The 18,049-nt window shown below is 75.9% G+C and carries 16 protein-coding genes and 2 tRNA genes; 8 read left to right on the top strand and 10 right to left on the bottom strand.

What is annotated here, in order from left to right:
- Nucleotides 1-117: 117 nt before the first annotated feature.
- The gene (locus tag ACFVHV_RS29285) at nucleotides 118-993 is read right to left on the bottom strand and encodes a hypothetical protein (protein ID WP_359913968.1); all 876 of its coding nucleotides are present in this window, start codon (nucleotides 991-993) and stop codon (nucleotides 118-120) included.
- Nucleotides 994-1,035: 42 nt separating this feature from the next.
- Between ACFVHV_RS29285 and ACFVHV_RS29280 the strand changes: the two genes are divergently transcribed.
- The 4 genes from ACFVHV_RS29280 to ACFVHV_RS29265 all read left to right on the top strand — a co-directional run bounded on the left by ACFVHV_RS29280 (nucleotide 1,036) and on the right by ACFVHV_RS29265 (nucleotide 3,897).
- Nucleotides 1,036-1,626, top strand: coding sequence for a GNAT family N-acetyltransferase (locus ACFVHV_RS29280; RefSeq protein ID WP_380354866.1), 591 nt, complete (start codon nucleotides 1,036-1,038; stop codon nucleotides 1,624-1,626).
- Between the two features lie 188 nt (nucleotides 1,627-1,814).
- The gene (locus ACFVHV_RS29275) at nucleotides 1,815-2,555 is read left to right on the top strand and encodes a sensor domain-containing protein (protein WP_359913974.1); all 741 of its coding nucleotides are present in this window, start codon (nucleotides 1,815-1,817) and stop codon (nucleotides 2,553-2,555) included.
- Nucleotides 2,556-2,649: 94 nt separating this feature from the next.
- Nucleotides 2,650-3,399, top strand: coding sequence for a hypothetical protein (locus ACFVHV_RS29270; RefSeq protein ID WP_380354863.1), 750 nt, complete (start codon nucleotides 2,650-2,652; stop codon nucleotides 3,397-3,399).
- A 36-nt stretch (nucleotides 3,400-3,435) separates the two neighbouring features.
- Nucleotides 3,436-3,897: a GNAT family N-acetyltransferase gene (locus tag ACFVHV_RS29265; protein WP_380354860.1), complete on the top strand. Its 462-nt coding sequence runs from the start codon at nucleotides 3,436-3,438 to the stop codon at nucleotides 3,895-3,897.
- Here ACFVHV_RS29265 and ACFVHV_RS29260 read toward each other — a convergent pair.
- From ACFVHV_RS29260 to ACFVHV_RS29225, 8 genes are all read right to left on the bottom strand, one after another.
- On the bottom strand, nucleotides 3,887-5,065 hold the full coding sequence (locus tag ACFVHV_RS29260) for a hypothetical protein (RefSeq protein WP_380354857.1): 1,179 nt from the start codon (nucleotides 5,063-5,065) through the stop codon (nucleotides 3,887-3,889). The two genes, ACFVHV_RS29265 and ACFVHV_RS29260, sit on opposite strands and share 11 nt — an antisense overlap.
- Before the next feature lie 463 nt (nucleotides 5,066-5,528).
- Entirely contained in the window at nucleotides 5,529-6,317 is a 789-nt protein-coding gene (locus ACFVHV_RS29255; protein ID WP_359913985.1) for a hypothetical protein, read from the bottom strand.
- A gap of 192 nt (nucleotides 6,318-6,509) precedes the next feature.
- A tRNA-Met gene (locus tag ACFVHV_RS29250) sits at nucleotides 6,510-6,583 on the bottom strand.
- Between the two features lie 50 nt (nucleotides 6,584-6,633).
- Complete coding sequence (locus ACFVHV_RS29245) at nucleotides 6,634-7,965, bottom strand: PrsW family intramembrane metalloprotease (RefSeq protein WP_359913988.1); 1,332 nt, start codon at nucleotides 7,963-7,965, stop codon at nucleotides 6,634-6,636.
- A 115-nt stretch (nucleotides 7,966-8,080) separates the two neighbouring features.
- Nucleotides 8,081-8,866 carry a tRNA (guanosine(46)-N7)-methyltransferase TrmB gene (trmB, locus tag ACFVHV_RS29240; protein ID WP_380354897.1) on the bottom strand — a complete coding sequence of 262 codons (786 nt, stop codon included), beginning with the start codon at nucleotides 8,864-8,866 and terminating at the stop codon, nucleotides 8,081-8,083.
- A gap of 304 nt (nucleotides 8,867-9,170) precedes the next feature.
- The gene (locus ACFVHV_RS29235; RefSeq protein WP_380354853.1) at nucleotides 9,171-10,748 is read right to left on the bottom strand and encodes a TROVE domain-containing protein; all 1,578 of its coding nucleotides are present in this window, start codon (nucleotides 10,746-10,748) and stop codon (nucleotides 9,171-9,173) included.
- A gap of 297 nt (nucleotides 10,749-11,045) precedes the next feature.
- A tRNA-OTHER gene (locus ACFVHV_RS29230) sits at nucleotides 11,046-11,170 on the bottom strand.
- A gap of 32 nt (nucleotides 11,171-11,202) precedes the next feature.
- On the bottom strand, nucleotides 11,203-12,630 hold the full coding sequence (locus ACFVHV_RS29225; RefSeq protein WP_359913997.1) for an MFS transporter: 1,428 nt from the start codon (nucleotides 12,628-12,630) through the stop codon (nucleotides 11,203-11,205).
- Nucleotides 12,631-13,450: 820 nt separating this feature from the next.
- On the opposite strand from ACFVHV_RS29225, the gene ACFVHV_RS29220 reads away from it, so the two are divergent.
- The 3 genes from ACFVHV_RS29220 to ACFVHV_RS29210 all read left to right on the top strand — a co-directional run bounded on the left by ACFVHV_RS29220 (nucleotide 13,451) and on the right by ACFVHV_RS29210 (nucleotide 17,098).
- On the top strand, nucleotides 13,451-15,586 hold the full coding sequence (locus ACFVHV_RS29220) for an asparagine synthase-related protein (protein ID WP_380354850.1): 2,136 nt from the start codon (nucleotides 13,451-13,453) through the stop codon (nucleotides 15,584-15,586).
- A 187-nt stretch (nucleotides 15,587-15,773) separates the two neighbouring features.
- A complete protein-coding gene (locus ACFVHV_RS29215) occupies nucleotides 15,774-16,295 on the top strand; it encodes a universal stress protein (RefSeq protein ID WP_380354847.1) in 522 nt (173 codons plus the stop codon).
- 98 nt (nucleotides 16,296-16,393) lie between these two features.
- A complete protein-coding gene (locus ACFVHV_RS29210) occupies nucleotides 16,394-17,098 on the top strand; it encodes a DsbA family oxidoreductase (protein WP_359914006.1) in 705 nt (234 codons plus the stop codon).
- 154 nt (nucleotides 17,099-17,252) lie between these two features.
- Here ACFVHV_RS29210 and ACFVHV_RS29205 read toward each other — a convergent pair whose 3' ends face one another.
- Nucleotides 17,253-17,816 (bottom strand): NPCBM/NEW2 domain-containing protein, encoded by a 564-nt coding sequence (locus ACFVHV_RS29205; RefSeq protein ID WP_359914009.1) that lies wholly within the window; start codon nucleotides 17,814-17,816, stop codon nucleotides 17,253-17,255.
- A 10-nt stretch (nucleotides 17,817-17,826) separates the two neighbouring features.
- On the opposite strand from ACFVHV_RS29205, the gene ACFVHV_RS29200 reads away from it, so the two are divergent.
- The coding region (locus ACFVHV_RS29200; protein ID WP_380354843.1) for a hypothetical protein at nucleotides 17,827-18,049 on the top strand (223 nt) is incomplete at its 3' end.

Below are 18,049 nucleotides of genomic sequence, written 5' to 3'. Positions count from 1 at the left end.
CGAGAAACCCGACGCACCCGCGAGAGGTCCGCGCACCCGCGCGAGAGAACCCGACGCGCACGCGAGAAGGCCCCGGCCCGGAGCAGCCGCTCCGGGCCGGGGCCTTCGTGCGAGGTCTCACTCCTCGGCGGGCAGCTGCGCCAGGTACGCCTCGATCTCCTCCTGGCCCGGCTCCGGCGCCAGCTCCGGGAACTCCGTCACCAGCAGCCGGGGCAGTCCCGGCACCGTCCACCCGCCGAACAGGTCGAGCGCCGCGTCGACCGCCGCCTCCTCGAACTGCCCGAAGTCCCCGGCCAGTTCGTCCGGCATCGGCCGCCCCTGCGCGGTCAGCTCGGCCAGGTTGCGGTAGCTGCGCCGCATCAGGCCCTGCTCCAGCAGCCGCCGGGCGCCGTCGGTGGCCATGCCGACCGACAGCACCCGGCCCGGGCCCCAGCCCTGTTCGTCCGGCTCGTCCAGCCAGCCGGCCGGCACCAGCGCCTCGTACGCGGCCAGCCGGTCCTCCTCCGCGAGCTCCGCGAAGCCGGCCAGCCAGTCCCGCACCGCCGCCCCGTCCGTGACGTCCACCCCGTACGCGTGCAGCAGCACCGCGTACAGCCGGGGCCAGGTCACCAGGTCGGCGCGGCGCAGCAGCCCGGCCGCGACCTCGCCCTGCCACTCGGCCTCCTCGTGCAGCCGCTCCTGGCGCTTGGCGTTCAGCCGCCGGGCCGCCCGCTGGTGGTCGATCAGCAGCCGGACGGCGTCGCCGTAGGCGAGCGGGTCCTCCTCGGGTGCGGGTTGGACGTACAGGTGGAGCCGCTCGTACAGCAGGTGCTCCACCGCGTCGGAGGTCAGTTCCGGCCAGCCGTCGTGCATCCTGCCGTCGCCCAGCTCCAGCAGCGCCAGCACCGCGCGCAGCGGCGCCTCGGCCACCGGCGCGCGGTCCTGCCCGGCCGCCCAGGCGAGCAGGTCGGCGGCCTTGGTGCGGGGGGCGAGCCGCAGGTCTTCGTCGTTCATAGTCCGAACGGTAGCCGCCGGGCGGGGATAGGGTCGGCAGCCATGGTCCCCGTACGACTCACCGGCCCGCGACTGGCCGTCCGCGAGTACCACCTCACCGAGGGCGACGTGGACGCGCTGCACGCGCTGTTCGGCGACCCGGAGGTCACCCGCCACCTGCCCTTCGGGCCGAGCGGCCGGGAGGACTGCGCCGACCAGATCGAGCTCTACCTGGAGGAGGCGATGGCCGAGGAGCGGGACACCTACCGGCTCGCCGTCACCAGGCTCGCCGACGCCGAGGAGCCGGCGGACGCGACGCCGATCGGGCAGGCCTCGCTCACCCTGGACGGGCACCGCGCCGCTCAGCTCGGGTGCGTGCTGGCCCGCGGGGCCTGGGGCCGCGGCTACGCGGGCGAGACCGTCGGCCTGCTCTGCGACTTCGCCTTCGGCGCCCTGGACCTGCACCGGCTGGCCGCCCGGGTCGCCGTGGACAACGCCGCCTCCGTGAAGGTGCTCACCGGGCTGGGCTTCCGGCTGGAGGGCCGGCTGCGGCACGACGCGTTCAAGGACGGCGTCTGGTCCGACTCGTACCTCTACGCGCTGCTCGCCGACGAGTGGCCGGGGGCGGGCACGCGGGGGCGGACGACCGGCTGACCGCCCGGGCCACGGACCACCGCTCGCTCCCACCGGCTCGCCCCCTCCAGCGGCCGCCCGGTGGAGGGGGGTTAACCCCACCCCGGATCCGCCAGGCCTCCGGATCCCGGCCGGCCGGCGCGTCCACCAGACTGGAGCCTGTCAGCGGGACGAACGACCGACAGTACGAGGGGCCGGGGGCCGGGAGCATGAGCAGCAGCCGCAGCATGGAGGACCGGGAGTGGGACGTCCTGGGCGGTCACGGTGACGACCCGCGCCCGGCCCGGGTCCGCCGGACCGAGCGGCGGCCGGCCGTGTGGCGGGCGCCGTTCTCCGCGTACTACTACCGCGAGGTCGGCTACGCGCTCAGCGGCCTGCCGGTGGCGATCGTCGGCTTCGTCGTCTCGATCACCCTGTTCTGCCTCGGCGTCGGTACCTTCGTCACCGTCATCGGTCTGCCCGTGCTGGGCGCCCTGACCAGCGTCGCCCGCGGTTTCGGCCGGCTGGAGCGGGCTCGGGTGCGCGGCATGCTGGCCCTGGACGTCCCCGGCCCGGCGCCGGTGCGCCGGGTCCGCCAGGGCAGCTGGGGCGCGGTCACCGCGCGGCTCGCGGACGGGGCCGGCTGGAAGGCCGTGCTGTACCAGGTGGTGATGTTCCCCTGGGCGGTGCTCAGCTTCGTGGTGACGCTGGTGTTCCTGGTGCTCGGCTGGGCGCTGGCGCTCTACCCCGTGTACCACTGGGTCTTCCCGACGTACACCTCCTGGAAGGGGTACCGGTTGTTCGACTTCCACGACAGCCACGGCATCCGGCACGTGTACGACGTCCAGTCGCCCTGGCAGATCGCCGGGCTCTCGCTCCTCGGCGTGCTGCTGATCCTCCTCACCACGCAGCTGGTCCGCGGCCTGACCAACGTCAACCGGGTCGCCGCCCAGGGCCTGCTCGGCCGCTGACCGGCCGGCCCCGGCCGAGGAACCCGCCCGCGCCCCGCCCGCACCCCGGACGCCTCCGGATGCGGGCGGGGCCGTCGCGTGTTCGGATGGCCGGGTGGCCGCCGTCGGCATTCCCGCCGTTCCCCCGGGCGTCCTGGTCACCTCCCGGCCGCTGGACGAGTACTGCGCCCTGTTCGGCCTCACCCGGGCCCGGCTCGCCGCCCTGCCCGGCCCGGTGCTGGACTGCCCCGGCGGCGCGGCCGGCCTGGCCGCCGAGGCGCGCGGGCTGGGCTGCCGGGTGATCGCCGTCGATCCGGCGTACGCGCTGCCGCTGCCGGCGGTCGCGACCGCCGCGGTGGCCGCCCGGGCGGCGATGGCCGCCGCGATGGCCGACCGCCCGCAGCTCTACCCCTCGCCCCGCCCGTACCGCGCCGAGCGCTATCTGCGCAGCTGGGACCGCGCCCGCCTGCTGTTCGCCGCCGACTCGGCCGCCCACCCGCAGCAGTACGTGGCCGCCGCGCTGCCCCGGCTGCCCTTCGCGGACGGCGCCTTCGCCCTCACCCTGAGCGGCTACCTGCTCTTCGCCTACCCCGAACTCTTCGGCCCCGAAAGCCAGTTGGCGGCGTTGACCGAGCTGGTCCGGGTCACTTCCCCGGACGGCGAGGTCCGGGTTCAGCCGCTGCACGACGGGTACGGCCGGCGCTGCGGCCACCTCGGCCCGCTGCGGTACGCGCTCGGCGAGCGCCGGATCGGCAGCGAGGTCCGCCGCTACCCCGGGCCGCTGGGCGGCCGACCCCGGCGGGTCCTGGTGCTGCGGGCCGCCGACCACCGCCGCCGCCGGGCGCTCCGGCCACCCGTCATGTAATAGTCGCTGTCAGGGCTCACTCCTATACTCACCCGCATGACCGACACGACGATCCGGCGCGCCGACGAGACCGACGCCGACCGGCTCACCGAACTGATCCACGCCTCCTCCGCCTACCACGGCGAGTACGCGCCGATGATCGAGGGCTACCGGGTGACGCCCGAGTACCTCGCCCGCCACGAGGTGTTCCTCGCCGCCGACCCGGCCACCGGCCGGCTGCTCGGCTTCTACGGGCTGATCCGCGAACCGGCCGAACTGGACCTGATGTTCGTCGCCGACGAGGCCCAGGGGCTCGGCACCGGCCGCGCGCTGATCGCGCACATGCTGGAACTCGCCCGCGGAACCGGGATCGCCGCCGTGCGGGTCGTCTCCAACCCGCCCGCCGAGCGCTTCTACCTGCGGGTGGGCGCCGAACGCGTCGGCACCTGCCCCGCGCGCGGGAGGATCACCTGGGACCGTCCCGAACTGCGCTTCCCCGTCCCGGAGTTCACCGGCTAGAGGTCCCCTCGGCCGACGGTCCGCCCGGTCCGCCCGGTCCGTCCGGTCCGCCCGGCTGGGCCGGCACCACCGGGGCGGCCTGCGGCCCGGCCGGCGCCGGCCGCTCCGGCACGAGGGCCGGCGCCGGGAGCCGGGAGAGGATCTTCTCCGCCAGCCAACTGCGGTCCGACCCGTACGGAATGCCCCGCGGGTCGACCAGCTGCGTCGCCACCGCGTCCCGCAGCCGCTGCTCCCCGGCGGCGGGCAGCCGGGAGAGCAGCCCCCGGGCGGCCAGCAGCGCGTGGTACTGCTCGAAGCCCGAGCGCGGGCGCTCGATCGCGTCCAGCACGCTCGGCAGGTCCGCCAGCGCCGGATCGCCCTGCATCAGCGCGAGCGCCTGGATCCGCCGCCCCTCGGAGCCGTCCGCGAAGAGGGCCCGCACCTGGTCGGCGGTCAGCGCCGAACGCCGCGCGGTCGAGCGGACCTCCGCCACCACGCCCTCCGGCCCGGCCGGCGCGCCGGAGGAGGGCGGCAGCTGCCCGGCCAGCGCGGCGGGGCGCTCCGCGCTGCCGCCCAGCAGCCCGAGCTGCTGCATCGCGCGGACCCGCAGGTCGTCCGCGCCCACCTTGTCGCCGTGCCGGTCGCGGTCCTGCCCGGCGAGGAAGAGGTCCAGCGCCTGGTCGGTCTCGGTCAGCGCCTGCGGCAGTGCCAGCCGGGTCACCAGCCAGCCGGCCAGGAACCCGAAGACCAGGAAGTACAGCACCAGCGCCGCCGCGAACGGCGCCACGTCCCGGCCGCCGCCGAGCGCGGGCGCCAGCGCCGCGCCGAGGTCGTGCAGCCGTTCGCCGAGCGAGCCGAGCTGGGTCAGCCCGACGCCCAGCAGCACCTTGGTCAGCCAGTCCGAGACCTGCTCCAGATTGGTGTTCGGCGCGTAGGAGCCCTGCGGCTCGCCGGCAGCGGCCCCGCCGCGCACCCGGGGCACCCCGAACAGGAAGCCCAGTCCGCCGCCGAGCACCACCGAGGCCCCGGTCACCACCAGCCCGCCGCCGAGCACCTGCCAGGCGTGCTCCCGGCCGAGCGCGAACAGCAGCAGTCCGAGCAGTCCCGTCCCGGCCAGCACCCCGGTGGCGCCCCACTGCGCCGTCCGCAGCGTCGCCCCGCCGCCGCCCGGCCGTCGTGCCTTCGCCATCGCCCACCCCCTGTGTCCGCGTCGCTCCGCTCCGGAACGCGCGCCGACTCTAGCGCCGCGGCCCCCGCGCGGAAACGTCCGCCCGGTGCCCCGGACACGGCGCGGGGAGCCTCCGGAATCGTGCCGGAAGCTCCCCGGGAACGCAGACGGCCCGCGGACTGCTCCTCCGCGCCGGCCCGTGCACTGGCCGGGCGCCGAGGCACCGGGGATGTACCGGTGAGACCGCGGGCCGGGTGACTGCTGTGGATTTCGCCTGCCGGAGGCCAGGGGCCTCATCCTGCGCAGGCAGGGGCGGCTCTAGCGAGCAGCCACCTCACGCATCCTGATGGAACTCAACTCAGGATCACCTCCTTTCAGTGTGCTGCCACGATAGGCAGCCCGCCGGACGGAGGGCAACGGATTATTTCGCGGAGCCCCGCCCGGCCCCGGTGCCGGCCGTGCGGAGCGCGCCCGGATCCGCTGCTCAGGCGGTCTTGAGCTGGTCCTGGAGCTTGGTGAAGTCGACCGTGTTGTCGGCCGACGGGGCCTGGATGGTCAGCGGCTTGTCGAAGTCGCTGAAGTCGATCTTGCCGTTGCCGTCCTTGGCGCCCGAGTGCTCGACCCGCACCGGGTAGGGCTTGCCCTCGGTGGCGATCTGCATGGTCGTGACCTCGCCCTTGGAGTCGGCGACCTTCAGGCTGAAGGTCTTCACGCCGTTGACGTCGCCCGCGGAGCCCTTCTCCACCTTGTCGTTGCCGCTCTTGTCCGCGGTGATCTTCTTGCTGAACTCGGCGAGGTTGCAGACGCTGATCAGGGAGCCCATCGACGGGTCGCTCTCGAAGCCCGTCAGGTAGCGGCCCTTGAACAGCTCGGCGGCCTTGGCGCCGTTCGGGCCGCCCACGTTGGTCCAGAAGTCCTTGTCCGGCTTGACGTACGAGGTCTTGCCGTCGCTGATGATCTCGAACTTGCCCATGCCGGGCATCGCCATGGTGCCGGTGCACTGGCTCTTGTTGTCCAGCGCCAGGTTCAGCTCCATGCTGCCCTCGCCGGTGTCGACGGTGCCGACCATCTTGAGGGAGCTCGCGGAGGCCAGGGCGTCCTTGGCCTGCTTCGCGATGTCCTGGGCGCTGAGCTTGTCGGTGTCGAGCTTCTGCGCGGCACCCGCCTTGGCGTCGCCGCCGGTCCCGTCGCTCTTGGTGCTGCCGCACGCCGCGGTGCCGGCCGCCAGGACGAGGCAGATCGCGGCGGTGCTGACCAGTCGCTTCGACAGCATGTGGTTCTTCCTGTCCGGGTGGCCCGAACAGCCCCCCAATGAGATGAATTTTTCCTCAGTATGGTTCAGGACCCTGACAGGAGATCGTGGGACCGGCCGCTGTTACAGCTTCGTGGCAGGACCGTCCTTCGTTCGTGCCCGGGAACGCGAAAGGCCCGGAGGAAGAATCCTCCGGGCCTTTCGGCTACTGAGTAGCGGGGACAGGATTTGAACCTGCGACCTCTGGGTTATGAGCCCAGCGAGCTACCGAGCTGCTCCACCCCGCGTCGGTGAACACAACAATACGGGGAAGTCGCCGATATGGGAAATCGGTTCCTCAGGGCGCCCTGGCGACCCGCCGCCGACCGGGTGCCGGGTGCCGGGCCGCACGGCACCTCGCCCAGGCCGCGAAGGCGACCAGCGCGGCGAAGCAGGGCACCATCAGCGCCCCGTACACCACCAGGAAGCCGTCCGTGCCGAGGTCGGCGGCGGCGTTCCAGGTGCCGTGCAGCGCCATCGCCAGCAGCAGCCCGGCCGGTACCGCCAGCCGGGCCAGCCAGCGCCGCGCGGTGGTGAGGGCGACGGCCAGGCCGATCCCGGTGAGCGCGGTGAACAGCGGGTGGGCGAAGGGCGAGAGCAGGGCGCGCAGCACGAAGGTCTGCACGGTGCTGTCGAAGTCGCGCAGGCTGGGCGGGTCGCCGAGGCCGATGCTGTCCAGCCGCTGCCGCTGGTCGCTGCTGAAGGCCCGGCCCAGGTAGAGGGCGTTCTCGGTGAACGCGAAGCCGCAGGCGGTCATCCCGCCGAGCACCACCCCGGCGGCCAGGGTGCGCGGCCGGGAACGGTGGTGCGGCGCCCCGGAGGGCGGGGCCGGGCGCAGGTACGGCAACGGCCGCAGGTACGGGCGCAGGCGCGGCCGGCCGCGGGCGTGCGGCCCGACCGGGTGGCGCGGGTGCGGGCGGGGGCTCCGGGGCGCGGGCGACCGGCGCAGCAGCGGCGCGCAGGGGCGTCCGGTGCGGCGGCCGCGGCAGCGCAGCCGCTGGCCGAGCGGGAGCAGGAGCACCAGCAGGGCGGTGGCCTTGGCGGTCTCCTCGATCACCGGGGTGGCGATCCCGGCGCCGAGCAGTTCCCCGAACGGGCCCCGGTGCCGGGTCAGGTAGCTCGCCGTCCAGTTGTTGGCCAGGATGGCGACGGTGGTGGCCGCGCAGGCGCCCCAGCCGAGGCAGAACACGGTGTGCCGCAGCGGAACCCGGGCGGTGAGGTTGAGCCAGGCCAGGCCGCCGAGCACGAACGGCAGCGGCACCACCGCCAGGCCCAGGCCGACCAGCAGTCCGACGGTGCCGGTCTGCCGCTGGACCAGGTGCAGGATCAGCACCCCGCAGCCGATCAGGGTCAGGACGGCGGTCGCGGTCACCGAGGAGAGCGCCACCGAGCGGCTGCGGCCCGGCGGGGCCCCGGGGGCGGTGGTGCCGTCGCGGAGGACGTGGTCGGCGGCCGGGAGCGGCACGGCGGCGGTACCCGGCCGGGGCAGCAGGCGGTGCGCCCGGTGCCTCCGGGGCCCCGGAATGGTCCGGGTGTCGCCGGTGCTCGGGACCGTCTCCGGTGCGTCGGCGGCTGCTCGAACCGTCGTGCGACCGCCCGTCCGGAACCCGCCGCCGGACGGGCTGCCCATGCGGCACAGGGTAGGCCACGGCGGCGGCCCGCCGGGAGGAGTCGGGACGAACCGTCCCTCCCGGGCCCGCCCGTCCGGCCGCCGCGCGGCCGCCCGTTCGAACGGTGCCGGAGGGTCAGCGGCGGCGGAACAGCAGGTCGTGGACGACGTGCCCCTTGGCGATCCCGGCCCGTTCGAACTTGGTGACCGGACGCCAGTCCGGCCTCGGGGCGTAGCCCGGAATGCTGCCGTCCGGGTGGTCCGCGGGCTCCAGCCAGCCGGTCCCGTCGCCCTCGGGGTGCAGGTTCTCCAGCTCCGGCGAGGCGGACAGCACGGCCAGCATCTGCTCCGCGTACGGCTCCCAGTCGGTGGCGCAGTGCACCAGCGCGCCGGGGGCGAGCCGGGGCAGCACCAGGTCGAGGAACGAGGGCTGGACCAGCCGGCGCTTGTGGTGCTTCGGCTTGGGCCACGGGTCGGCGAAGTAGACCCGCAGACCGGCCAGCGAGGCGTCCGGGAGCATGTCGCGCAGCAGGATCACCGCGTCGCCTGCGGCGGTCCGGACGTTGTGGGAGCCGTCCCGCTCCAGCAGGCCGAGCAGGTTGCCGTGGCCGGGGGTGTGCACGTCGGCGGCGAGGATGCCCATGGCCGGGTCGGCGGCGGCCATCGCGGCGGTGGTCTCGCCCATGCCGAAGCCGATCTCCAGGGTCACCGGCAGGCCGTCGAACAGCTCCCGCGGGTCCAGCGGGGTGCCGTCGATGGGGATGCCGTACGTCTCCCAGCTCCGGTCCAGGGCGCTCGCCTGGGCGTTGGTCATCCGGCCCCGGCGCGGCTGGAAGCTGCGGATGCGACGCTCGCGGTGCTGGGCCTCGGTGGCCTTGTGCGGGTACATCGGCGCGGGGTAGGCGGCCGGCGCGGCGGACATCCGGGCGGACGGCGAGGGCTGGGGGATCGGGGCGGTGGCAGTCACAATCACCCGAGTCTACGGGGCTGTCGGGGCTCTCCGGCCGGGCCTGTGACCGGGCTCATCCACCGGCCCGGCCGGCGCCCGGCCCACCCGTCGGCGGCCGGGGAACGGGGAAGGAGCCGCACCCCCGTGACGGCTCCTTCCCCTTCCTCCCGGCATCGGCCCCCCGGCCGACGCCGGCTCCTGCCGCGGCCCTCCCCTCACTGCCGCGGCCGGGCCCGGCCGGCGCGGGCTCCCCGGCCCGGACCGTCCGGCTGATCCGCTACTCCTCCCAGGGCCAGCCGGCGTTCGCCCCGGACTCCAGGAGCGGGATCAGCCGGAAGGCCGCGTCGCCCAGGCCACCGAAGGTGTGCCGGTGGGCGCCGCCGCCGGGGCCGTGGCCCTGGGCGTAGCCGGCCAGGTTCCAGGTGTAGACGGGCACGTGGGCCGGGACGGCGGCGAGGGGGTTGCCGCCCCAGTGGCCGGGGCCGGTCTGCTCGTCGGTGACGATCACCACCCGGTCGTGGCCGCGGTAGTGGGTGCGGACGGCGTCGGCGGTATTGGTGCCGCCGAGATCGGAGAAACGTTCCAGCACACGCAGTACCGCCTCGCCCCGGCCGACGTCGACCACCCGGCTGGTGGTGCCGAACTCGACCAGGTCCGCCTCGGCGGCCCGGACCTTCAGCGCGGTGCCGAAGATCGCCGCCGAGTCCGCCCGGTTGAGCTCGGTCGGCCCGCTGGAGCGGTCGAACATCGAACCGGAGCGGTCCACCAGGATCAGCGTCCGGCCCGGCAGTTCGGGCACGTTGGCCAGCGAGTGGCCGAGCGCCGTCTCCAGTGCGTGCCCCCAGCGCAGCGAGGGCACGTTGCGGTGCGCGGCCAGGTAGCGGAACGGGAACTGGCGCGAGCGCCGCACCTCGCCCTTGTCGGAGATCCGCCGGGCCACCTCGGCCGCGACGGCGTCCGAGACCCCGGCCCGGTCGAAGTTGCGCAGGTTCCGGACCAGCGCCATCGGGCCCATCGACGGGATGACCGCCGCCCAGGCGTCCGCGTCCAGCGGCCCCTGCAGCCAGCCCGCCAGCGCCTCCCAGGTCAGCCCGGCGGCGGCCAGCCGCGCGGCGCCGCCCTCGGCGGTCACCGCCGCCCGGCGCTCCTCGACGGGCAGCGCCAGCAGCTCGCGGTTGGCGGTCAGCATCCGGTCGGCGGCCGGCGGGACGGCCTCGTCCGGGCGGTGCCTGCGGTCCAGCGCGTACGCGAACAGGGCGCCCTGCCACTCCTTCGCCGGGTCCGGCGAGGGGTGGGTCAGCTCGATCACGTCGCCGAAGCGGTAGCCCTTGCCCGCCGTGTCGTACTTGAGCAGCGAGCGGGCGTCGTACAGGTGCCGGACGGCGTCCGCGACCCCGCGCTTGAGCGGCTTGGGCAGCGCCCGGCCGTAGCGCGAGGTCCAGTAGGCGAGCAGCTCGCCCGGCTCGTCGGCGCGCCGCAGCACCGCCGCGACGGCCTGCCGGGAGTGGCCGTGGGCCCCCGCGTCCAGCCGGGCGCGGGTGAACTCGGCGGCGCCGACCAGGGCGGCGGTGCGCATGTGGGCGCCGTAGCGCAGCCAGCGCAGCAGCCCGACGGTCCACTCCGGGTCGGCGACGGCGAGTTCGCGCACCAGCGCGGTGTAGCGGTCGTCGCGGTCGCCGCCGCGCTCGTGGAAGGTGTCCTGGCCGACCATGTTGGCGATCGCCAGCAGGAAGAGCTCGGACTTGCGGTCCCGGACGAAGCCGGGGCCGCCGTTGTGGTTGACGGTGCGCTCGCCGGTGGCGGCCACCGGCGAACTCGGACCGGCCTTGGACCTGCGGAAGTTGAACCTGGACATGCGGAAGCCCCCCTCGGCGTGCTGGTGTCAGTGGGGAGGGAGGCATGCTGCGGCAGCGGTGCCCGGGGCCGTCATGGCTGACGCGGACCCGGGCACCACGAAGAGCTGCCTCCCGAGATCAAAGGTGGCGGCGGTGTTTCGCGGGCTCGAACCGCAGCGCCCTGGGGGCGCCTCACCAAGAAGTAACCGCTGCCGTCGCACCGGGAGGTGCGGACGAACTATTCACGTGTGGGTGTCCAGAGATCGAAGGCGGCTGAGGTGACATAGCTGCTCTACCGACTGAGCTACACCGGCGAGTACCGGCGGCGGGACTCGAACCCGCGACACGCCCATTAAGAGTGGAAGTAACCTCTGCCTGCGCACCTGGACAGGAGAAACCCTAGCCAGGCCCCTCCCGTCACCGCACTCCATTTACCGCCGGCCCGCCGTCCCGCCGTCCCGCCGTCCCGTCCGCTCACGCCGGAGCGACGATCACCGCCCGGGCCCGCTCGGTCAGCTCCCGCACCCGGCGTTCCCCCTGGAAGGGCTCCAGCCGCCGCAGCATCTCCACCACGTACTCCCGGCTGCGCTGCGAGGAGATCCGGCCGGCCACCTCGACGGCGCGCTCGCCGGCGGCGACCGCGGCGTCCAGGTCGCCCGCCTCCGCCTCGGCCATCGCCGAGACCACCAGCCGCAGGCCGTGCGAGCGGACGAAGCCCTCGGTGGGCGTGGCCAGCGCCTCGCGGGTGAACTGCCGGACCTTGGAGGGCACTCCGAGGTCGCGGAAGCACTCGGCGGCGTCGGCGGCGAGCCGGTCGTAGGCGTAGAAGTCCATCCACGCCGGATCGGGATCCCCGGCGCGCGCCCGTTCGAGCGCGCTCTCCGCCGCGCCGAGCGCTGTCGCACACGCCGCCGCGTTGCGGGCCTTGGCCTGGGCCCGGGCCTCCACCAGGTGGAAGAAGCTCATGGTGCGGGCGGTGGCCAGGCCCCGGTTGCGCTCCAGCGCGGCCTGGGCGAGGTCGACGGCCTCCTCGGCGAAGCCCCGGTAGCCCGCCTGGAGGCTCATCGAGGCCAGCACGTAGCCGCCGAGCGGGACGTCGGCGGCGGCCCGGGCGAGCCGCAGCGCCTGGATGTAGTAGCGCTGGGCGGCCTCGTGCTGCCCGGTGTCGAAGGCCATCCAGCCGGCCAGCCTGGTCAGTTCGGCGGTCGCGCCGAACAGCGCCCGGCCGACCGCGTCGCTGTACGAGGCGAGCAGCAGCGGCGCCGCCTCCACCCGCAGGCACTCCGGCACCATCGACGAACGCCAGTCGCCGCCGCCGTACTTGGAGTCCCAGCGACGGGCCTCCTGGGCGGCCTCGCGGAGCTTGGCGGCGTCCGAGTGGCCGACCCGGTAGGAGGAGGTGTCGGTGGGGGAGCGCGGCACCTCGCGGGCCACCGAGCCGTCGGCGGGGGTGATCAGCCAGCGGGAGACGGGGGTCGCGTAGGCGGCGACCGAGAAGGTGCCGGCCAGGCTGTCGCTCCAGCGGCCGCCGCCGGGGCCCCGGCGCAGGTCGAGGTCGACCCGCCACAGGTCGGTCGCCGAGCGGACCGCGTCGGCGACCTCGCGGGGGAAGGCCAGGCCGAGTTCGGGCGCCGGGTCGGTGTCGCCCAGGCCGATCTCCTCCAGCGGGACGGGCCGGCCGAGCTTGCCGCCGATCGCGGTGGCGATCAGGTGCGGGACGGGCCCCTGCGGCACCATGCCCTTGCTGACCCAGCGGGCCACCGAGGTCTTGTCGTACCGCAGGGTCAGCCCGCGTTGGGCGCCGAGGTCGTTGACCCGGCGGGCCAGTCCGGCGTTGCTGATCTGGGCGAGGGTCAGGAGCGTGCCGAGCCGTTCGTTCGGTCCACGTGGGCTGACGGTCATGGTGGCGGCTGCACCTCCTGCGGCCTTGTGCGCGGGGCCCGGGCGGCACCGGGCCGTAGCTGCTGTACCTAGCGTAGTCGGACGCGTTCCGACGGTTAAGAGGTCGCATTCCGGATGGCGGGATCGCGCACTCGGCCACGCCGCACCGGAGTTGGTCCGGACCGCTCGGATCCGGCCGACCGCGCCGCGCGCCGGAGCGTCGTGCTCCGGTCCCGTGTACACGTGCGCCCGGCCGTGCCCCCTGGCCCGACCGGCTGGTCGGCGATTCGCTGGTGGTCGTGGGTCGGCCTGCCGTCGAGGACCCGGCGGGCCGGGGGACGCCGCCGCCTCAATCCCCGCGGGTGGTGGTGAAGTCCGGGAGGGCATGCGGATGCCCTCCCGGGCCGGGCGACGCCTTTCGGCCATCTCGCGATGCCCATGCCAAAGGCGTTTCGCCGGCGGTCCGGGCCGGGGAGGGGGAGGCCCGGCCCGCCCGCTCCCCGGAGTGCGGGACGGATCGAACTCCCTTCCGGAGGACGGAACTTGCCCACGCGCAGTGATCGCGCACCGGGCGGAGCTCCGGCCGGGAGCGGGCCCGCGCGCGCATCGGTGCCCGCCCGCACGGCCCCGACGGCCCGTCGAACGGCCGGTCCGAACGGAGGCGGAACCCCGGAACACCGGCCACGGCGACGCCCCGCGGTGGCACGATGTCTCCTGACGGCGCGTCCGAGCTGCGGGGACCCGCCGGGACGCGCCCGGGCCGCCACGGCAACACCACCCGGCCGCCCGGCGGGCGGCGAACGCGCCGCACGGATGCAGGTCCTCGTCCGGTGGAGGCGCGATGCGGTGGCTGACGGGCTGGTGCACGGGTGCGCCGAGCGCGGGCACCCCGGCGCACGAACTGCGCGGCGGGGTCGAGCCGATCGCCGCCCGCCCGCTGTGGTCCGGGCCCGACCCGCTCTGGGCCGTGGGCGACTGGCGCCCCGCGGAGATCCGCCTGGTCACCCACCGCCCCGGCGCCCCCGCCGTGGTCAGCACCGGCCCCACCGAGCCCGACCGGATCGAGGACACCCCCGCCACCACCCGGCTCGCCGTCCTCGGCCACTGTGGAGCCACCGACGCCGAGCTCGCCGCCGGCCTCGCCGCCGCCCGCGGCGGCGCCGTCCGCCACCTCACCGCCTGGCCGGGCAGCTACACCGTCGTGCTGCGCTCCGGCCCCCGCTCCACCCTGCTGCTCACCGACCTCGCCGGCGCCCGGCCCGTCTTCCACACCCCGTGGGCCGGCGGCACCGCGTACGCCACCGCCGCCCTGCCGCTCGCCGACCTGGTCGGCGCCCCGCTGGACACCGGCCACCTCGCCGCCCGGCTCGCCTGCCCGGAGTCCCCCGAGGCGCTCGGCGCCGGCACCCCGTACCTGGGCGTCCAGCGGGTGCCGCCCGGCCACGTGCTCGGCATCCGCGGCGGCCGCCCGTACCTGTCCGGCTACGACGACCCGGCCGGCGCCGAGCAGCCGCGCGACGAGGCGCCCGCCGTCCGCGAGCTCACCCGCGCCCTGCTGGAGTCCGTCCGCTCCCGGGTCCGCACCACCACGCCGGTCCCCGACCCGGTCGGACGGGCCCGGCTCGGCGTCGACCTCTCGTACGGGACGGCCTCCGCGACCGTCGCCCTGCTCGCCGCCGCCGTCCCGCTGCCGCCGGTGCCCGCGGCCACCGCGGCGGCCCGGGCGGCCACCGCCGGGGCCAGGAGCGGCGCGGTCAAGGGCTCCTGGGCCCGCGCCGCCGCCCGGGAGGCCGCCGCCCCCGAGCGGTTGGCCGCCGTCACGCTCGGCGAGACCGGGCCCCCGGCCGGCCTCGCGCTCGCCCCCGACACCCCGCGACTGCGGCACACCGTGCTCGACCCCGGCCCGGACACCCTCCCGTACGCCGGGCCGGGCGCCGACCCCCGGGCGGGCCGGCTCACCGACGAGCCCGGGCCCGAACTCGTCGCCGCCGCCCGGGCCGAGGCCCGCTTCGACGCCGGCGGCACCGACCACCTCACCGGCTACGGCGCCCGCCAGGTCCTGGACGGACACCCGGCCCGGCTCGCCGACCTCGTCCGGGCCGGGCGGCCGCGCGAACTCCTGCCCCCGGTCGTCGCCCTGGCCGGCGTCGACCGGGCGGCCGCGGGCGTCCTCACCGGCACGCTGCGCACCCCGCTCACCGTGCTCCGGGCCGCGCACCGGCTCTCCCGGGTCCGCTACGCCGAGGCGCTGGACGAGGCGGCCGCCAAGCTGACCGCCCGCCACGTCCCGGACGGCGGCGGCACGGCGGGGGCCCGTTCGGCCGTCGACCTCGCCTGGTGCGTGCCCGGCCCGGCCGCCCGCTGGCTCTCCGACGAGGCGCTCTCCTCGGTGGCGCTGCGGCTCCGCCTGGCAGCGCGCAAACCGGCGCCCGAGGAGCACCCCGGCGCGTACCGGGCCCGACACGCCCTCTACCGGCAGGCGCGCGGGTTCCGCACGCTCGTGCACGCCGCCGAACAGCCCGGCCAGCGGCTGCACGCGCCCTTCCTCGACAACCAGGTGGTGCGCGCCGCCCGGCTGCTGCCCGACGACGTCCGCCTCCAGCCCGGCGCCCGGCACGCCCTCCTGCACGCCGTCCTCACCGGCGCCGGCCGCACCGACCTGCCCCCCGACTGGGGCCGCGGCCCCCGCCCCGACCGCACCGCCCCCGCCCGCGCGGGCCTGCGCCTCGCCGCCGACGGCCTCGCCGAACTCTTCGACGCCCCGCTGCTCGCCGAAGCCGGCCTCATCGACCTCCCCGCCGTCCGCGCCCGCCTCGCCCACTCGGCCGACCCCGCCACCCCCCTCTCCCCCGCGGACCTCGCCGGCCTCGCCGACCTCGTCTCCACCGAACTCTGGCTCCGCCGGGTCCGCGCCCGCCGCCACGGCGCCTGCTGGACCGGCCTGCCCAGCCCCCGCCGGCCCGCCCTCACCTCCTGAGCCTGTCGGGCCCTGTGAGCCTGTCCGGCCTCCTGAGCCTGTGGAGCCCGCTCCGACGACTCCCGCCGGCCCGCCCCGCGACCGTGAGCCCGCCCCCGCACCCCGCCCTGCGGCGCGGTTGCCGGAGCCGGGTCGGGGCGGCGGTGATGATGGCGGGGGTGTGGATCCGGGGCGAGGAGGGTGCGCGGTGGCCGGTGGGAGCGCGGGGCGGGAGGTGCCCGTCGTGCTGTCGGTGCTCGGCCGGCCGTCGACGGGGCGGCCGCCGGGAGTGCTGGCGGCGTGCGACGGCTCGGACGGGTCGCTGTGGGCACTCGACCGGGCGATGACGGAGGCCGAGCTGTTCGGGCTGCCGCTGTACGTGCTCGCCGTGGTCAACCCGGCGCCGGCCGGCTACCCGCCGGGGATGGCGGAGCTGGTGCAGGAGAGCGTGGAGACGCTGGTCGAGAGCATGGCGGACGGGCTGCGCCGCTCGGTGGCCGCCGTGCAGCGCCAGCGCCCCGCGCCGTACGCGGGGGAGCTGTCGCTGCACGTGGTGCTGGGCAGCGTGATCGAGGTGCTGCTGGAGGCGGCGACCCGGCAGCACACGCTGGTGATCGGCACCCGGGGCAACGGCGGCTTCGCCCGGCTGCTGATGGGCTCGGTGAGTTCGGCGGTGGTGCACCACGCGGCCTGCCCGGTGCTGGTGGTCCCGGCGCCGCCTGCGGTGTGATCCGCTCCACGGACCGGGCCGCCGGGAATGCACCGAGATGGTTCATCGTTCACCCATCTTGTACACATTCGCCAAGACGCCCCCTGGAGCCCCCCGCAATGAAGGTCGAGATCTGGAGCGACATCGCCTGCCCCTGGTGCTACATCGGCAAGCGCCGTTTCGAGCAGGCCCTGGCGGACTTCCCGGGCAAGGAGCAGGTCGAGGTCGTCTACCGCCCGTACCAGCTGGTCCCGGACGCTCCCGCGACCGCGAGCCCGCACCGCGCCTGGCTGGCCGAGCGCTACGGCCCGCAGTCGGTGGCGATGGACGCGCGGGTGGCCGAGCTGGGCCTCGCCGAGGGCATCACGTACGACTTCGACGCCGCGCTGCACGCCAACACCCTCCTGGGCCACCGGCTGCTGCACCTCGCCGAGGTCGAGTACGGCCCGGCCGTCCAGGGGCGGCTGAAGGAGGCGCTGCTGAAGGCGCACTTCACCGACGGCGTCGACGTCGGTGACCGCGCCGCGCTGACCGACGTCGCCGTGGCGGCCGGCCTGGACCGGGACCGGGTGACCGCCTACCTGGCGGGCGACGAGGGCGTCGCCGAGGTCGACGCCCAGCTGGCCGAGGGCCGCGAGCTGGGCATCAACGCCGTGCCGACCTTCGTCTTCGAGGGTAAGTGGGCCGTCCAGGGCGGCCAGGACGCCGAGACCTTCCGCAAGGTGCTGGACCAGGTCGCCGCCGAGATCGGCGAGCGCCGTCCCGCCCCGGTGCAGGTCGCCCCGGCCGGGGAGGCCTGCGCGGACGGCTCCTGCGCCATCTGACGCCCGGCCGTCCGGCGCCGACCGGGCGCACGGCACCGCGGACCCGAGGCCCGCTCCAGGACTCCTGGAGCGGGCCTCCGTCACGACCGACCGGAGGCCTGACCGGAAGACCACCCGGAGGACCACCCGGAGGCCCGACCGGGGCGCGCGCCCGTCACGAGCACCGGAAGCGGGCCTGGGCCCAGTCCGCGACGTTCAGCGCCGACCAGATCCCGCTCACCGGCGTGACCACCAGCTTGACCGACTTCTGCCCGGTCAGCGGCACGTGCACCGGCACCGCGTCGTCGCCGACGGCCAGCGCGCGGGAGCTCCACAGGGTGCTGCCGTCGCCGCCCTGGACGGAGAAGACGACCCTGCCCGGGGAGAGCGTGGCGTCGTCCACCCCGGCCACCGCGTCGAAGGACGCGCAGCTGCGGTTGAGGTCGATCACGGTGGCCGCCGGGGCGTGCACGGTGATCGCGTGCGGGTGGTAGTCGCCGCCGATCCAGCCGCCGTCACGCTGCCAGAAGTTGTCGCTGCCCTTCTGCCGGATGCTCGGCTCGGGCGGCGGCACCCGGTTGTTGCCGGGCTTGAGCACCGGCAGCGAGTTGCCCCAGAAGTCACTGAGGACGGGCGGCACCGGCGTGGTGACGGTCGGGGTCGGCACCGGCGGCAGGGTGGGCGTCGGCACCACCGGGACGTCGGGCGTGGGCAGCGGCGGCAGGGTCGGCACGGGCACGACCGGGGGAGTGAAGGTCGGCTTCGGCGCCTTCGAGCTGCTGGGCGCGGGCGTGACCGGCTCCGCCCCGGTGGTGGCGGGCTGCGGAGTCCGGGAGGTGGCGGCCGGCTGGGCCGCGGGGCTCGCCGCGGGCGCCTCCGGGGCCGGATCGGCGGCGCCGGGCGCCGGAGCCGGGGCCGGGGCCGCGGTGGGCGCGGCCGGGGGCGGCGCCGGAGCGACGGCGACCGGGGCGC

Origin of the sequence: Kitasatospora sp. NPDC127116, assembly GCF_042677365.1 — a bacterium.
Lineage (GTDB): Bacteria > Actinomycetota > Actinomycetes > Streptomycetales > Streptomycetaceae > Kitasatospora > Kitasatospora lactacystinica.
This window is presented reverse-complemented; position numbering and strand designations above follow the sequence as displayed.